10 protein-coding genes are annotated in these 17,583 nt (G+C 39.8%); 6 read left to right on the forward strand and 4 right to left on the reverse strand.

Going from position 1 to position 17,583, the window contains the following annotated elements; genetic code table 11:
• Positions 1–17: 17 nt before the first annotated feature.
• The 4 genes from RI844_RS13145 to pulA form a co-directional block, all read right to left on the reverse strand.
• Entirely contained in the window at positions 18–1,040 is a 1,023-nt protein-coding gene (locus RI844_RS13145; protein ID WP_348398354.1) for a LacI family DNA-binding transcriptional regulator, read from the reverse strand.
• 123 nt (positions 1,041–1,163) lie between these two features.
• Positions 1,164–2,624, reverse strand: coding sequence for an MFS transporter (locus tag RI844_RS13150; RefSeq protein WP_348395128.1), 1,461 nt, complete (start codon positions 2,622–2,624; stop codon positions 1,164–1,166).
• A gap of 9 nt (positions 2,625–2,633) precedes the next feature.
• Positions 2,634–4,664 carry a glycoside hydrolase family 97 protein gene (locus RI844_RS13155; protein ID WP_405054487.1) on the reverse strand — a complete coding sequence of 677 codons (2,031 nt, stop codon included), beginning with the start codon at positions 4,662–4,664 and terminating at the stop codon, positions 2,634–2,636.
• A 34-nt stretch (positions 4,665–4,698) separates the two neighbouring features.
• Positions 4,699–7,467 carry a pullulanase-type alpha-1,6-glucosidase gene (pulA, locus tag RI844_RS13160; RefSeq protein WP_348395130.1) on the reverse strand — a complete coding sequence of 923 codons (2,769 nt, stop codon included), beginning with the start codon at positions 7,465–7,467 and terminating at the stop codon, positions 4,699–4,701.
• A 365-nt stretch (positions 7,468–7,832) separates the two neighbouring features.
• Between pulA and RI844_RS13165 the strand changes: the two genes are divergently transcribed.
• The 6 genes from RI844_RS13165 (at position 7,833) to RI844_RS13190 (ending at position 17,576) form a co-directional block, all read left to right on the forward strand.
• Complete coding sequence (locus RI844_RS13165; RefSeq protein ID WP_348395131.1) at positions 7,833–10,634, forward strand: TonB-dependent receptor; 2,802 nt, start codon at positions 7,833–7,835, stop codon at positions 10,632–10,634.
• A gap of 145 nt (positions 10,635–10,779) precedes the next feature.
• Positions 10,780–12,321, forward strand: a complete 1,542-nt coding sequence (locus tag RI844_RS13170; protein ID WP_348395132.1) for a tryptophan halogenase family protein — start codon at positions 10,780–10,782, stop codon at positions 12,319–12,321.
• A gap of 20 nt (positions 12,322–12,341) precedes the next feature.
• On the forward strand, positions 12,342–13,259 hold the full coding sequence (locus RI844_RS13175; RefSeq protein WP_348395133.1) for an aldo/keto reductase: 918 nt from the start codon (positions 12,342–12,344) through the stop codon (positions 13,257–13,259).
• Between the two features lie 36 nt (positions 13,260–13,295).
• On the forward strand, positions 13,296–14,714 hold the full coding sequence (locus RI844_RS13180; protein WP_348395134.1) for an MFS transporter: 1,419 nt from the start codon (positions 13,296–13,298) through the stop codon (positions 14,712–14,714).
• Positions 14,715–14,741: 27 nt separating this feature from the next.
• On the forward strand, positions 14,742–15,665 hold the full coding sequence (locus RI844_RS13185; protein ID WP_348395135.1) for an alpha/beta hydrolase: 924 nt from the start codon (positions 14,742–14,744) through the stop codon (positions 15,663–15,665).
• Between the two features lie 261 nt (positions 15,666–15,926).
• Positions 15,927–17,576, forward strand: a complete 1,650-nt coding sequence (locus RI844_RS13190; RefSeq protein ID WP_348395136.1) for an alpha-amylase family glycosyl hydrolase — start codon at positions 15,927–15,929, stop codon at positions 17,574–17,576.
• Positions 17,577–17,583: the final 7 nt, after the last annotated feature.

A 17,583-nucleotide genomic window follows, 5' to 3' on the forward strand; every position in this document is an offset into this window, starting at 1 on the left:
TTAACTAATCTCAACAATTATATATTGGTTGAACCACGTTCGATTAATTGGCTCGGGATCAACATGGTTTTCGGTTCTTCACCGGCAATGAGGTTTAATAAATTATCAACCAATAATTTGCCCGCAAGCATAGTATCTTGTTTTGCAGTGGTCAGAGGCGGGTTTACAAAGTTAGCCATAGGAATATCATCAAAACCAACAACGGCTACATCGTCAGGAATTTTTAAACCATGCTCTTTAATCGCCCGAATTGCCCCTATGGCAATAAGATCACAGGCGCCAAATAAAGAGTCAAAACTTACCCCTTGGGCTAACAGCTCTTTGGTTGCCAGATAACCCGCTTCTTCGGTATATAGAGCATCAACTTGTAAATCTGCATCCACCGTTTTCCCTGCTTTTTTTAGTGCTTTAACGTGACCTTTGTAGCGATCATTAAATTCTGGCGCGTGGCGTGACGCTGTGCCAATGAAGGCACAATGCTCCCGGCCTTTATGCATTAGATGTTGAGTTAGTTGCATACCGCCATGAATGTTATCACACCCTAGGGTAGCTACTTGCATGTCTTTTACTTCAGCCCCCCAACGGACAAAATGCGTACCTTGCTCGTGCAATTGGACCAGCTTTTTCTTATATTCTACGTAATCGCCATAACCTAAAAGAATAATACCGTCAGCTTTATTGGTATCTTCAAACTCGGCATGCCAGTCATTGTCCATTTGTTGAAAAGAAACTAGTAAGTCATAACCTTTATTGGCACAAGCACGGGTAATACTACCAAGCATAGAAAGGAAAAATGGATTTATTTGCGAGTCGTCGGAGGTGGAATCTTCAAACAATAAAAGAGCTATGGTGTTACTTTGCTGAGAACGTAAATTACGGGCGTTTTTGTCGACTTTGTAATTTAATTCTTTGGCGATAGCCTGAACTTTAAGACGAGTTTCTTCATTAACCAAAGGGCTATTTCGCAGGGCTCTTGAAACCGTCGACTGAGAAACACCAGCACGGTAGGCAATGTCAAATGAAGTTGCTTTCATGTTAATATACATCTAAAAATATTCACTTAAAAAATAGTAACGCAAGATCATTGCAATGTATAGCAGATTAGATTTGCAGCAATGAGCCAAAATGAATCGTGACTCATTGCGCAAGTACAACAGACTTATTTAATTTTGCTCTTGGTCGTCCTTTACAAAATACACAGAGACACTGGCAAACAGCATTGAAACGCCAGCCAGCATAATTATGTAGATCGCTTCATTATTGAAAACGCTGCTTAAGATCCAACCAGAGAACAAACCGGAAACAATTTGTGGTGCGGCGATGGTGAAATTGAAAATCCCCATGTACACCCCAGTTTTAGCTGCTGGTAATGACCCGGCCAAAATAGCATAAGGCATTGCCAAAATTGCTGCCCATGAAATACCGACACCTATCATAGGAATAAATAAGTTAACTGCCGCTTGCGGCACAGTAACTGTAGTAATAAATAAATCAACGACTACTGGCTCTAGGTTATTGAACGCCATAAAACCAAAATAGCCCAAGGCACCGGCAAACAACGATAATGAGTACACTAATTTACGGCCAAACTTATCCGCCAATTTCGACAAGACTACCGAAAACACCGCAGCAAATAATGAGTAAGCGGCAAAAATAATACCGACCCAGTCACCAGCGGCTCCTTTTGCATCAAGAATCGCTTGCGGCACCGTGCCGACCGCATGTAAATAGTCGGGGTCAAACCATTTAGCCTCTACTCCCCAAATATACTGGGTAATTGCCGGCATAGAGTAAACCCACATGATGAACAAGGCAAACCAAGAGAAAAACTGTACAATGGCAAGTTGCTTCATCGTTTGTGGCATGGTTTTCATTAGCTTAAAAAACTCAGCCAGTGATCCCGTTAGCGATTTTTTTTGTTTTTGCTGTTGCTCAACTTCTTTGGCATCGATGCCGCGGTACGCATAAAAATCTTCAGGTGGATGTTCTTTGGTGCGAAACACTGTCCACAACACAGAGCCTAGCAATACTGTCGCACCAAGGTAAAATGCCCAGGTCACCGAAGGAGCAACTTCGCCAACTTTCGCAGTGTTTTCTAAACCAACAACATTAGTAAGCACAAACGGTAAAATCGAACCGATAACTGCACCAATATTAATCAATAGCGATTGGATGGAATAACCTAAATTGCGCTGTTTTGCCGGCACCATATCAGAAACCAGCGAGCGAAACGGCTGAAAGCTGACATTAAAGGAAGCATCCATTAGTGCCAAAATCATCGCGCCAAATAGCATAGGTGCAATAAAGGCAACAAAGATACCCGCATTAGGCATTAATACCATGCCGATGGCCGCGGCTATGGCCCCCGCTAAAATATAAGGTTTACGTCGGCCAAAGCGATTCCAAGTACGATCAGACGCTGAACCAACAAGAGGTTGCACAATCAATCCCATAATTGGTGCCACCAACCAAAACAGCGAAAGCGAATGCAAGTCGGCACCTAAATCCGATAAAATCCGACTGACATTGGCATTTTGCAAGGCAAAACCAAATTGCACACCTAAAAAGCCAAAACTGACATTCCATACCTGCCAAAACGATAACTGCGGTTTTTGCTTACTCATAATAGTTTCTTACTTAATTGCTTTAAAGCGGATGGCAACACCACCACTAGTCGCTAACGGTAGTGTTAGTGTATCTGTCTGTTTTACATTTTTTTGTTCAATAATCATCTCATAGGGATTATCAATCCAATTAGCATTTTCACCATCGCGATATATTTCGGCGATATATTGTTTATTTTCGGACAAAAAGTCTAACTTTATAGTTAGTGTGCGGCTATCTTCATCTGTTAGCGCCCCTAAATACCAATCATCACTATGCTTATCTTGACGAGCAAAAGCAACATAATCGCCCACCTCACCGGCAACCGCAGTTGATTTAGCCCAATCAGTTGGTACATCTAAAATGAATTGAAATGCTGGTAAGTTGGCTTCGTAGTTGCGCGGTAAATCTGCAGCCATTTGAATAGGACTATACAACACAACATATAGGGCTAATTGTTTAGCTAAAGTCGTTTGTGGTCGGTTAGTGTCTGCGCCTAAGCCATTGAAACCCATATTGAAGATACCAGGAGTGAAATCCATCGGTCCTGCCAGCATTCGAGTATATGGCAACATTGCCGCATGCTCAGGTGGATTAGGTGGAGTTCCCCAGGCATTAAATTCTTGTCCGCGTGCACCTTCACGGGCAATCCAGTTAGGGTAAGTACGACGCAAACCTGTGTCTTTTATCGGCTCATGGGTATTAATACTGATATTTCGTTTTGCAGCTTCAGTAATATTATGCAGATACTCATTAACCATAAACTGGCCATCATGCCATTCATGACGGGCAATGCCATTTTCATCAATACGCTTAATATTGCCACCATCGGCTACGTAACCCGTTTTCACCTGGGTAACGCCATGCTTTTGGTATAAATCTAACGCTGCGCCCATTTGGTTGCGGTAATTAGTGACATTACCTGAAGTTTCATGATGACCAATTAATTCTACACCAATTTTTTTACCATGTTGGCTAATCGCATTAATGTCAAAGTCATCATAAGGCTTGGTGAAATTAAACACATCACCGTTAAAGAACCAGTCACCATCCCAACCAACATTCCAGCCTTCTACTAGTACCCCTTTAAAGCCATACTTAGCGGCAAAGTCCATATAACGTTTAACTTCAGATGTAGTTGCTCCGTGTGTTTCTCCGCTGCCCCAAGTTGTTTCTTTTACATGCATGCCCCACCAAATACCCACATATTTGCCTGGCTCTACCCAACTTACATCACCGAGTTTATTTGCCTCATTTAGATTTAAGATCAAGTTAGAATTTAATAAACCTACCGCATCTTTACTGATTTGAATTGTACGCCAAGGGGTTTTAAAGTTTGCTGCGGTTTTTACCAGAATACCGTCTGACCAAGGGGCTAAATCGGCTTTTAATACACCAGGGCGACGCTGGTTTAGAGACATTCCAGCATAATCGACTAGAGCTGCTTCATGAATGCTCATATGCACGCCAGAACCTAACGTAAAGGAGAATGGCGTATGAGCAATGCTCACTTCTTCAAATTCAGTGCTGTTATAAACATACTCATAACGATTGTACTTGCGCGACGGGATCCAATAAGCGGTAGACTGTTTAAAGTCTTTAATGGCAAATTCTGTTAACTCATTGGTGATATTAACCTTGTCTAAACCATTTTGTTCAGGCACTTCATAGCGAAAGCCTAAACCATCATTAAATACCCGCACTCTTACTGTATAAGTATTCACCGTAGCTCTATCAGCAACTAAGGTTACTGCCAATTCATTATGATGATCGGTAATGTTTTTTTGCTCTCCCCAAGGCTGCTGCCAAGTTGAATTTACTGATGTTGTTTTACTGTTTTTAATGGCAAAACCATCAGCTAAATAAGGGCCGTCTTTAAACACCAAGCCAAGCTTTGAAGGCGCAACAATCTCTTCACCATTAAATGACACTTTATATTGCACAACTTGGTCTTTATCTAACAAGGTAAACACAATTTTGCCATCAGGAGAGGTAACATTGGCTTCTTTAGCTACAAGACCTGGACTGGAAAATAATATTATCAAGGTTACTACTTTAATTAACGCTTTCATTGGAAATCCTATTGCTATGATGTTATTTCACAAACACTGCTGTGCTAAATTTTTTGACGGTAAAGCCCTGTTCATTGGCTAAACTTGTTTGTATTACTTGATCTGAACTTGCCGCTTGTACTGGGTGTAATTTAAATTTTTCTGCGCCAGTAAAATTGAAGGTTTGTTGCTCGGCAGAACTGTTAAATATCACCACTATTTGCTGATAATTTGCATCAAGATTAGTTTTATCTGTGAGGCTCATAACAATTAAGCCCATTTGCTGTTCACTACCGGTATTGTGAAATTTAACTTGTGCCTGAATTGCTTTTGCCGTGGTTAAACGAAATAACTTGGATGAATTTCTTATCTTTAATAATTCAATAAATCGATCGCGACTAAATTGAATATGCTCTGCTTTAGCTAAATCCCTATCCGAATTTTTATTGAGAATTTTGCTAATCACTTGCCAGTTTTGCTGGTCTTTTTCATGTGGTGGCAAGCCAACGTTATAGTTATTGTTTTGCATCGAGAAATCGACTTTATTAAACCAATGACCATAATCATAACTGTCGCGTAAGTAAGACTTTGAACGCAATAACTCCGAACCCATATGCAAAAATGGAATACCTTGGGCAAGTAATGGATATGACAAACCTAATGTTTGCAAACGCACCCGATCATCAATACTTAAATTAAAGTCATTACGATATTGGTTATTATCCCAAAGTGTTTGGTTATCATGCTTAGATACATAATTAATGGTATCGGCAGGATCTAAGGCATAACCACTAGGCTGGTTGCCATAGGGAATATCTTTACCGCTAACTTGCTCATTTTGAGCATTTGTTAATGGGTAATTAGCCAAATTACCGGCCAAACCAACCCTAAGTTGGTCAGCTAGTAAGAGGTATTGTTCCCGGCTGTCTGCCTGGCTGCGCAATTCATTCGGTAAAGTATATAAACCATTACCTATGCCTTGCAGCTTTCGTATTTCATCACCGGATTCAGTCATACCACCACCACGAACTGCATCACGAAGTCTGTCGGTAAACGTACCAATTTGAGTACCGGCCAGCTCTAATTGACTTGCCTGCACAAAGCGCTCGTTATTAGCGACTTCGCCAAAATTCCAGCCTTCACCATAGAAATAAGTATCAGGATCAACAGCTTGTACAGCCTTTCTGGTTTTTAACATTACATCTTTTGGTTGATGGGCCATTAGGTCAAAACGAAAACCGTCAATTTTATAGTCTCGCGCCCAAACAACTAATGAATCGGTCATCAATTTCGCCATCATTTTTCGTTCAGTCGCGGTGTTATCGCAACAGGTTGATTGCTCGATTAACCCAGTTAAAGGATTTAAGCGCTGATAATAGCCAGGGACAATTTTATCTAAAACTGATGTGGCTTCTAGACCGGCTTGATGGGTGTGGTTGTACACCACGTCCATGATCACTCTAAACCCCAAGTTGTGCAGGTTTTTCACCATTTCACGAAACTCAACAATACGGGCGTTACCTTCAGGATTTTGCGCATAACTGCCTTCTGGAACTGTATAATGAAACGGATCGTAACCCCAATTGTAATCGTCAACAGGGCGTAATTGACTTACTAGTTTCTCCGCATCAGTGCTTGCCGGGTCATAACTGTTTAGTACCTCAAATAACGTTATATCTCTAGTTACATATTCTGCTTGGCAAAGAGTGTGCGCGGCATAAATAGAGCATAATTTTTCAACCGTATCGTTTAATCCAATACGCTTGTTTGTTACTTCATTAACAGTGCCAATATCAAACGCAGGCAATAAATGAATATTATTCAAACCTGCCTGTTGCAATAATTTTAAATGCTTTATGCCTTCGCTATTTTGCTCGGCAAAGGCTTTATATTTACCTTTAACTTGTGAATTTAAAATACTACTGTCAGTTGCACTGAAATCGCCAATATGCAGCTCATAAAAAATATTATCCTCAAAGTTTTCAACCTCTGGATTTGCTTGTTCATCCCAGCCCGAAGGTTTGGTGGTTTGATGATTTAAATCAGTAATTTGTGAATATTCACTATTAGCAGACAAGCTTAAAGAATATGGATCGGTCGTTAATAGCGTTTCAACTTTTTGGCTTTCGGGATGGAATATTTCGATTTTATATTGATAATAAGCTGCAAATAATGACTGCTTTACGATACCTTGCCAGGCGCCTGTTGTTAAATCTTGCTCAAGTATTATTTCGTTTAATGGATGTGCCGTTTTATCTTCATTAAACAATAACACACTGACGTTTTTAGCCGTGGGCGCCCACAGTTTAAATTGAGTACTTTTTTCCGTTAGCAATGCACCAAAATCAGTTATTTCATCGCCATCATCACTTTTTGATGTGTAAAGATCATCAATCACATTGCCGGTTTGCAGTTTTGAAATACTCACAACTGTTTGCTCATCATTAACGCCAACCACGAACAATTTTTGCTTTAAAAGCTGCTTAATTCTTTTGTTTGATACATTTTCATCGAATGTGAAAGCATGACCATGTGAGACCAAATGAGGAAAGTTCAGTTTACTATTTGCACTCAAAACAGTATTTTTTAACCGTATTTGTACCTGATTTTCGTCATCAGAAATCAAAGAGTATGCTAATTTTTTATTGGCAGTTGAATATAAAAACAATTCTTTTTCTGCCAACCAGTGAGCATTTGCTTTTACCTCCAAGCCACTGATATTTAATCCTTTAAAGTCGATTTCTTTGCTTGTATCTGGCAAACAGGCAGATATAAAGAGTAATAAAAATAATGATGAAAGTAGTAAACGCATTTGTTATCAACCTGTAATTAAAACTGAAAGTTGCATTAAATATTAATTGCAGGCAAGCATGATACAACTGAATTGAATAATCAATTGCATACGTATTCAGTACTTGCCCAGTATACTTATTAACCAGCCAATAACACTTCAAACCCTTGTTTTTATTAATTAAACCCTTTAAATGTTAATGAAAAGTAGCAATTCAACGGAAAGTTCCTGCATATTTATGAATACGTATGCAGATCATTCTCTTTGTAATCATTTGTAATTAACATAAAGGAAATCTTAAAAAGTTTGCGTACTTTTTAAACAACATATAACTTGGACATGACGTCTAAGTAAAATAAAAAGAATGGACTCAATGGGAGAGACAAATGTTAAACTTTAAACCGAGCAAACTGACAATGGCACTACTATCAGGTGGTCTATTATCAATGAGCTCTATCGCTCTTGCAGCTGAAGAAGCAACTGCAGAACAACAAGCAGAAGAAGAAGTTGAAGTTATTGAAGTAACTGGCTTTCGTCGCAGCCTTGTTGAGTCAATGAACACAAAACGTTATTCATCTAGCGTAGTAGAAGCCATTTCTGCTGAAGATATCGGTAAATTACCAGATTCTTCAATTGCTGAATCAATTGCCCGTCTACCTGGTCTTACTGCACAGCGCCTTGATGGTCGTGCAAGTAAAGTAAGCATTCGTGGTTTCGGTGAAAACGAAAGTGCCACTACATTCAACGGTCGTGAGCAAGTGTCAATTGATGATAACCGTGGTGTGCAATTCGATTTATACCCTTCAGAAATAATGAGCGGCGTTACAGTTTACAAAACTCCCGATGCAACAATTGAAGGCGAAGGTATTGCTGGCGTTGTTAACTTACAAACAGTCCGCCCTCTAAGTAAAGGCGAGCGTGTTATTCAAATAAACGGTCAATTAGAAAAAACCAGTTTTGATGAATTAAACCCAGACGCAGATAACACCGGTGAACGCGCAACAATTTCATACATAGATCAGTTTGCAGATGACACTATTGGTGTTGCCTTAGCTATTTCAACCATGAGTTCTCCTAATCAAGAAAAACGTTGGAACGCTTGGGGTTACCCTGAATTTACTGCGCCAAATGGAGATACCGTTTCTATATTAGGTGGTGCAAAACCATTCGTACGTTCTTCAATGTTAGAGCGTGATTCAGTAATGGGTGTTATTGAATTTGCCCCTACTGATGACTTACACATTACCGTAGATGCATTATATGTAGATTTTACTGATGAAAAAATCCTTCGCGGTATCGAAGTACCATTTGCATGGGGTCAAGGTTCAATCTCTGCTGATACTGCAGTAATCGATCCTGAAACAGGCTTTGTAACTAGTGCTATTACTGAAGGGCAACGCGTTGTTTTACGTAATGATTATGAAGAACGTCAAGCCGAATTAAACTCTTACGGCTTTAATGCTGAATACAATTTAAATGATAACTGGTCATTAGAGTTTGACGCTTCTTATTCAAATGTAGATCGTGAAATTTGGTCAATGGAAAGCTATGGCGGTACTGGCCGTGGCGATTCACGTGGTGCTGCAGACAATATTGGTTATGTATTTGATGGTGGCAACACTGGTGCAACGTTCTCACACGAATTAGATTATTCAGACTACAACCTAATGCAAATGGGTGGCCCATTATCTTGGGGTTGGAGTTCAGCGCTTAACGACAAGTACGGCATTACTGGTACTGAATACGAAAACCAAGCGCAAGACGGTTTCTTAAATACTCCAACAGTTGAAGATGAACTTACCTCACTTAGATTTGCCGCTACACAAGCACTTGAAAGTGAAGTGGTTTCTGCAGTTACTTATGGTGTTTCATACAAAGAACGTGAAAAGCAAAAGAAATCTGATGGTTTCTTCTTAACGGTTTCTTCTTTCTCTTTAGAAAACCCTGGCATGATGTCGGTACCAGAAGAATATCGTGATGGAACAGTTAACTTAGACTTTATTGGTATGGGCGATATGATTGCTTATGACTCTAGAGGTTTAGTTAAAGATGGCTACTACGATCTTCTCTCTGAATCATTAACCAACACTAGCCATGCAACTAAATCCTGGACTGTAAAAGAAGAGATCACCGCAGCATTCATTATGGCTGACCTAGACACTGAAATGTTTGGTTTACCACTTACAGGTAATGTAGGTGTACGTTATGTACATACAGACCAATCTTCACAAGGTAACGCATTTAACACGCAAGATGGCTTAGTAATTACAAGCCCAACTGACATTGAGCATGATTACTCACACGTTTTACCTAGCTTGAACTTATCTTTAGCGCTTGATGATAGCCAAACAATACGTTTTGGCGCTGCGAAAACAATTTCTCGTGCTCGCCTTGATGAAATGAATGCTTCTGTTAATGCCACTTACAATCAACAGCCTGATGACCAAGGTAATTATTGGAAAGTTGAAGGTGGTAACCCTGAATTAGAACCAAAAGAAGCAATTGGTTTAGATTTAACATACTCAAACTACTATTCAGCAGAAGGTTACTTCTCTGTTGCATTATTCCATAAAGATTTAAGTGAGTGGATTTTTGACGGTAACTATGAAGTAGATATGAGCGGTGTTGCTGACCCTGCAACCGGTGAAATCCCAGAAAACACTACTGGTACTGGTACTGGTAAAGTTAATGGCGGTGAAGGTACTTTATATGGTTATGAGTTATCTATAGCTCTACCGTTTAATGTATTTAGTGAAAGCCTTGACGGTTTTGGTTTAATCGCCAGCTACACTGGTGTTGAATCTGATATTGAAGATCATAACGGTGAAGACTATGAGTTACCGGGATTATCAGACAGCATCTCAAATGTTACCGCTTACTATGAAAACCACGGTTTCCAAATTCGTGCCAGCATGCGTCACCGTTCAGACTTTAAAGGTGATGTATATGGTTTAGGTTTTGACCAAGTACAGGTTGATATTGAAGGCGAAACTATTGTTGATGCTCAAATTGGCTACGACTTTGGTGAAGCCGGTTTCAAATCTCTTGAAGGTTTATCTATCTTCTTACAAGGTTACAACTTAACTGAAGAACCATTCACCTCATTATCAGGTGATAATTCTTTACAAGTTCGTGATTACCAAGACTACGGTAGAAGCTACTTGTTAGGTTTCAGCTACAAGCTGTAATTTGATTTATGTTTAGCTAAAAATTAAGAGCCCTTGTAATCCCTTTATTACAGGGGCTTTTTTATAGTATGTCGTTAAACGTGATTATTAATTTAATAGGCTATTTTAACCAAGACTCTTAAACTAGTTTAGAGTAGTTTATTAAATGTATAAAAAACAAAAAGTAAAAGGTGTTGATGTGAATACAGCTAATGTTAAAAACGTAGTCATAGTGGGCGGAGGCAGTGCCGGTTGGATCACTGCATCGTTATTAACTAGAGTACTTGGCAAAGTATTAAACATTACTTTGGTTGAATCTGAGCAAATAGGCACAGTTGGCGTTGGTGAAGCGACCATTCCACCCATTATCAATTTCAACAATGCCTTAGGCTTAAGTGAGCAAGAGTTTTTAAAAGCCACTAAAGGCACAATAAAACTCGGTATTGAGTTTGAAAATTGGAAGCAACAGGGGGACAGCTATATGCATGCTTTTGGCGGCATAGGCAAAGATTTTCCATTTTGTGACTTCTATCATTATTGGCTTAAATATCAAAAAATCTGTCAGGAAAATAACATAAAACCTGCTGATTTTTGGGACTTTTCATTAAACTATCAATCCGCAAAAAGTAATAAGTTCGCCAAGATTAGAAACATTGAGGGAACAACTCTTCCAGGATTAACCTATGCGTATCATTTTGACGCCAATTTATACGCACAGCTGTTAAGAAAATACAGTGAAGGTCAAGGCGTTAAGCGTATTGAAGGTAAAATCAATCAGGTACACTTGAACCAAGGTAATGGTTTTGTTGAATCGGTAGAGCTGGAAGATGGCAACAAAATTGCCGGGGATTTGTTCATAGATTGCACCGGTCAAGCGGCGTTATTAATCGAAAAAACCTTAAATACCGGTTATGTGGACTGGTCTCATTGGTTGCCTTGCGATAAAGCTATCGCAGTGCCTTGCGAAAACGTAGCGCCAATTTCACCTTATACTCGTTCAATTGCCCACGATGCCGGTTGGCAATGGCGTATCCCTCTACAACACCGAATAGGCAATGGTATTGTTTATTCAAGCAAGCATATGACTGATAAACAAGCTAAAGAACTACTATTAGCTAACATCGATGGTAAACCATTAGCTGAGCCAAAAGTAATTCCATTTAGAACCGGTCGTCGTTTGAAACAATGGAACAAAAATGTAGTCAGTATTGGCTTGTCCAGCGGTTTTTTAGAGCCATTAGAGTCAACCAGCATACATTTAATTCAGAGTGCGGCAACCCGTTTAATTAAAACCTTTCCACACCAGGGCATTGATGATGTCACTGTAGATGAATTTAATCGCCAGTCGGTCACTGAAATAGAACGCATTCGCGACTTTATTATTTTGCACTATAAAATCAATCAACGTGATGACAGCCCATTTTGGCAACAATGTCAGCGCATGGACATTCCACAAACATTACAGCGCAAGTTAGATTTATATAAAAAAACCGGTCAGTTGTTTCGAGAGCAAGATGACTTGTTTACCGAAATAGCCTGGCAACAAGTATTAATTGGTCAAGGCATGTTGCCTGAAGATCATCATGCTGTCGCCGATCAGCTGAGCGAAGAGCAATTAATCGATTTAATGAAAAATTTAAAAATATTAATGAATAACACTGTCGAAAAAATGCCATCGCATGACGAATTTTTACAGCAGTTTAATTAAAAATAGCAGGACGCATAAAGATGAAAACAACACAAATTGGTAATTTAACACAACCCTCTTCAAGATTGGTTTATGGCTGTATGCGCATTAATGGTGATAACTCACCTGGAGCCATAACGCAGGGCAAAACCGCCATTCGCAGTGCGATTGATGCTGGCTACAATCACTTTGATCACGCCGACATTTATGGTGGCGGTGAATGTGAACGCATCTTTGGGCAAGTAATGAAAGAAAGCCCTGAATTACGCGAGCAATTAATTGTGACATCAAAAGCTGGAATTCGTTTTGCTAATACGCCAAACGAAGGTGATGTCGGTCGCTATGATTTTTCAAAAGATTATTTAATCAAGCAAGTAGAAGGTTCATTAGAGCGACTCAACGTTGAGGCGTTAGACTTATTTTTGTTACATCGTCCAGATTATCTATTCGATCCGCAAGAAGTGGCAGAAACTTTCGAGCAGCTAAAACGACAAGGCAAGGTAAAGCACTTTGGCGTCAGCAATTTTAGTCCTTCACAAGTAAGTCTATTACAAGCAGCCACTACTGAAAAACTAATAGTTAACCAGGTTGAAATTAATATTCATAACATCAGCTCATTTACCGATGGTACGCTTGATCAATGTTTACAACATGACATAACACCAATGGCATGGTGCCCAATAGCAACTGTTGTGTACGAAGCATGGGGCAATACCTTTAGCATCGATGATGTAAACCGGATTCATCAAGAGTTTGATCGCCAAGCACAATTTTACGACTGCGAAAAATGGATAATTGCCTTTGCATGGTTATTAAAACATCCCGCCAAAATTTGCCCAATAGTTGGTTCAACAAATCCACAACGTATTGTTGCAGCAAAACAAGCCTTGGAACTTAATTACTCTCGAGAAGACTGGTACCGCTTATTACAAGCGAGAAACGGCCAAGCAGTTCCATAACCAATCACAAAATTAAAAATTTAATTTGGAAGCAATATGCTAGCAATACAACAGAATCTAAGTAAGCGCTTTTATGCGCTGCTTAGTTTACCATCTACTGCCATGGGCTTTGCCTTATCGGTGCAAATTTCAGCTCTCAGTTGGATATTAACCACCCAATATGGCTTAGACATTCACGAGGTAGGTTTGGTTTGGGCGGCAGGCCCAATTGCCGGGATTTTAGGCCAAGTACTGATCGGCATTATTTCTGACAATGTTTGGTTCTGGAATGGCCGTCGTCGACCATTTATTTTAATTGGGGGCGTATTAGCTGGCCTGATGTTATTGGCACTACCTAATATTGATATTGTATCGGCAAGCCTTGGTATTGACGCAATATTAGCTGTTGCTATAGCCATTGCTTTAACCCTTGATTTATCAATAAACATTGGCTTTAACCCAACTCGTTCAATTATTGCCGATGTAACACCCGAAGGTGAAAAGAGAACCTTGGGCTATACCTGGATGCAAACTATTTCAGGTACCTTTGGGGTGCTTGCCTACGCCATAGGCGCAATTTGGGGCAACTTTGTTTTAATTTATTTTGGTGCCGCATTAGTGCTGGTGTTATCAATCTTGCCACCATTTTTTATTACCGAGCCACAAGAGCTACCAAAAAGTGATAACGCATCAACTGAATCGTTATCCTTTAAAGAAATCATGATCAACATAAAACCGTTATGGGGTTTTATCATCTACGACATCTATGCCATGGCTCGGCAATTATCGGGCATAAGCGTTGATAATTATTACGCTGAGCTAGTCTGTGCACTACTTACAATTATCTGGGTAGTACAAACCATGAGCGCGAAAGAAGATGATAAATCTGAGCAGCAAGCGGGTTTGATTGGCTTTCGAAAAATACTCGCCGCGCACTCATTTAGCTGGATTGGCATTCAAACCATGTTCGTGTTTATTTTTGCTTTTTTACAGGACAAAATGACCGGCATTGGCGATGACGATTTAGGTAAAATCATCTCGATAAGCTTTCTCGTACTGAGCGCTGTATCTGCGTTATTACCGACACTATTACTTGAGCCTCTGGCGACAAAATTTGGTCGGGTAAAAGTGCACACCTACTGCATTGCATCAATGGCTGCAGGCTATTTTTTGGTAGCCTTCTTAGGTCACGCTGAATATACCTTATACGTTTTAATGGCCCTATTAGGCGTCGGTTGGTCGGCGGTGATCAGTTTAGTATTTGCTATCATGTCGGAAAAAATTGATCAAAATAAAATGGGCATGTATATGGGCTTATTCAATCTTTCTGTTGTTGTGCCGCAATTGTTAGTGAGCTTAGGCGTGGGCTTATTCATTTCACAAACCAATGACAAAAGCGCGATATTCATTCTTTGTGGTGTTGCATTGGCTATTTCAGCAATTTGCTGGGGCCGGGTAAAAGAACACAATAAATAATATCGGTTAACATTAAGGTTAAAATTTATGAATAGATTATTGTCATCATTAATACTCATCGCTTTGTCTTGTCATTGCCTTGCTGATGATCCAATTCCTGTGGTGAACAAAGGATCCATTGAACGTATTGAGCCATTTAAATCCACGTTAATTAACTCGAGATATATCGATGTTTGGTTGCCTCCTGGTTACTCACAAAATTCTAAGTATGATGTGCTATACATGCATGACGGGCGTATGCTTTTTGATGCAAACATCACTTGGAACAAGCAAGAATGGATGGTTGATGAAGTAGCTGGCAGTTTGATTGAACAAAAGAAAGTTAGACCTTTTATTGTCGTAGCGATTCCTAATGCTGTAAAAAATCGCCACAGTGAATTTTTTCCGCAACAACCTTTTGAACAATTAAGCAAGCAACAGCAAGCACAAATGTATCAACTTGACAAAAGTGCAGATCTACCATTGTTTAACACTAAAGTATATTCAGATAGATATTTGGAATTTATTGTCACTGATATCGTCCCTTTTATTGAAGCTAATTATTCTGTAAATAAGGGCGGTAAGCATCGATATTTAGCAGGTTCAAGCATGGGCGGGTTAATTTCCTGGTACGGTTTGCTGCAATACCCGAATGAATTCGCCGGTGCCATTTGCATGTCGACCCACTGGCCCGGAATTTTTACCGACAATAAGCCTATTTTCGATGCTTTTAAAGCTTATATAGAAAAACATTTACCGGCACTTAGTACGCAAAAAATATATTTCGACTATGGCGATCAAACCTTAGATGCTATGTACCCGAAATTACAAACACAAATTGATGCCGTGTTTAACCAGCAACAATACCCTAAAAGCCAATGGCAAAGCCTGTTTTTTGAAGGAGAAAATCATAGCGAACAAGCCTGGAGTAAGCGCCTGCATATCCCGCTTGAGTTTATCTTTGCCCAATGAAAACTAGGGTCAGAGTCAAGTTATCAATTTAACTTGACTCTGACTCTGGAATTTTAGCCTTCATCCTGAAATATCTGTTCAATGGTTAATTAAAATAAGTACGATCTTTATTCTGACTCCGCCCAAATAATATTGGCAACGCTATTAAATTATTATTATTTTTCAATACTTTAAGTTTTTTTAAGAAAATTTAAGTTAACTATTTACGGGTAAAAAGCTAAATATGTAGCTACTTAAATTAAAGAAATAGGTAACCACATAATGCGTTTTATAAAACTGATTTTACCACTGCTTACAGCTCTTTGTTCCATTAACTTAAATGCCGCGCCAGCAGCTCCTGATTTTTGGAAGAATGCAACCGTCTACTTTATGTTAACCGACAGATTCAATAATGGCGATCATGGCAATGATCTCTCCTATAACCGTACGCAACCCCCAGCAAAACTCAGGGGATTTGAAGGCGGCGATATTAAAGGCATAATCGAAAAAATTGAAGATGGTTATTTTACTCGCTTAGGGGTGGATGCCATTTGGATGACCCCTTTAATTGAACAAGTACATGGTTATGATGAGTCGGCGGGGCTGACTTATTCATATCATGGCTATTGGCCGAAGGACTGGACCGCAGTTGATGCCAACTTCGGCACAGAAGCCGACTTGCAACAAATGATCAGCACTGCACACAAGCACAATATTAAAGTACTAATGGATGTCATTATTAATCATACCGGCCCGGAAACTCAAGCAGACTGGGCATGGCCGTCTGACTGGATCAGAACCAGCCCGATTTGTGAATGGAAAAACTATCAACAAAGTACTCAATGTGCTTTGGCAACGTCTCTAACTGATATCAAAACAGAAACTAACGCAGACGTTGAGCTGCCACAACAGTTACTCAATAAATGGCAAAAAGAAGGTCGCCAAGAGCAGGAGCTTGCTGAACTCGAGGAATTCTTTGAACGCACAGGGTATCCGCGGGCTCCCAAGTATTACATCGTCAAATGGCTGACTGACTGGGTCAAAGAATACGGTGTTGATGGCTTTCGAGTGGATACTGCCAAACATGTAGAAGCAGATATTTGGACCATATTAAAAAAAGAAAGTGAAATCGCTTTTAACTCCTGGAAAAGCAAAAACCCGCAATTAGTTACCGATGACTTGCCATTTTATATGGTAGGAGAGGTGTTTAACTGGGGAGTAAACGGTTTCAAAAATACGGCGCAAAATGGCCGTGCCTACGACTATGGCGACAAGCAAGTAGATTTCTTTGATTTCGGTTTTGATGCGTTAATTAATATGGGCTTTGTTGCCCATGCAGGACAACCAGCAGAGCAAATATTTGCTAGCTATTCACAAGCACTTAACCATGGTGCGCTAAGTGGTAGCGGTATTTTGAATTATATTGGCTCGCATGATGATCAGGACTCTTATGACAGAAAGCGAACAAAGCCATTTGAAACTGCTTTTAAATTATTGTTAGCGCCAGGTGGCGTACAAATTTACTACGGCGATGAATTATCTCGCCCGATGCATGCTGAAGCGGCATATGGTGATGCTAATATGCGCACTTTTATGAATTGGCAAGACTTAGCAAAAGCCGACACCAAAGCAATATTGGCCCATTGGCAAAAGTTAGGACAGTTTCGCCGGGCACATGATGCTGTTGGTTCAGGCGAACATCAACAGTTGAATCAATCTCCTTATATATTCAAACGTGAATTAGCAGGCAAAGATCGAGTCTTGGTTGCCGAAGGGCTGGCAAAAGGGAAGAAAACAATCTCTGTTTATCAGTTATTTAAAAATGACGAAGTGCTGTTTGACTATTACTCGAATCAATCTGTTGTCGTTACCAATGGCGCGATCACGCTTAATAATGACTTTACTTATGCGTTACTTGGCAAAGCCAACTAACCGTCAG

The organism is Thalassotalea fonticola (assembly GCF_032911225.1).
GTDB lineage: Bacteria > Pseudomonadota > Gammaproteobacteria > Enterobacterales > Alteromonadaceae > Thalassotalea_A > Thalassotalea_A fonticola.

Coding starts and splice junctions, on each gene's coding strand:
- RI844_RS13150 (WP_348395128.1), bottom strand. CDS start 2,624: ATGAGTAAGCAAAAACCGCAGTTATCGTTTTGGCAGGTATGGAATGTC.
- pulA (WP_348395130.1), bottom strand. CDS start 7,467: ATGCGTTTACTACTTTCATCATTATTTTTATTACTCTTTATATCTGCC.
- RI844_RS13165 (WP_348395131.1), top strand. CDS start 7,833: ATGTTAAACTTTAAACCGAGCAAACTGACAATGGCACTACTATCAGGT.
- RI844_RS13170 (WP_348395132.1), top strand. CDS start 10,780: ATGTATAAAAAACAAAAAGTAAAAGGTGTTGATGTGAATACAGCTAAT.
- RI844_RS13175 (WP_348395133.1), top strand. CDS start 12,342: ATGAAAACAACACAAATTGGTAATTTAACACAACCCTCTTCAAGATTG.
- RI844_RS13180 (WP_348395134.1), top strand. CDS start 13,296: ATGCTAGCAATACAACAGAATCTAAGTAAGCGCTTTTATGCGCTGCTT.
- RI844_RS13185 (WP_348395135.1), top strand. CDS start 14,742: ATGAATAGATTATTGTCATCATTAATACTCATCGCTTTGTCTTGTCAT.
- RI844_RS13190 (WP_348395136.1), top strand. CDS start 15,927: ATGCGTTTTATAAAACTGATTTTACCACTGCTTACAGCTCTTTGTTCC.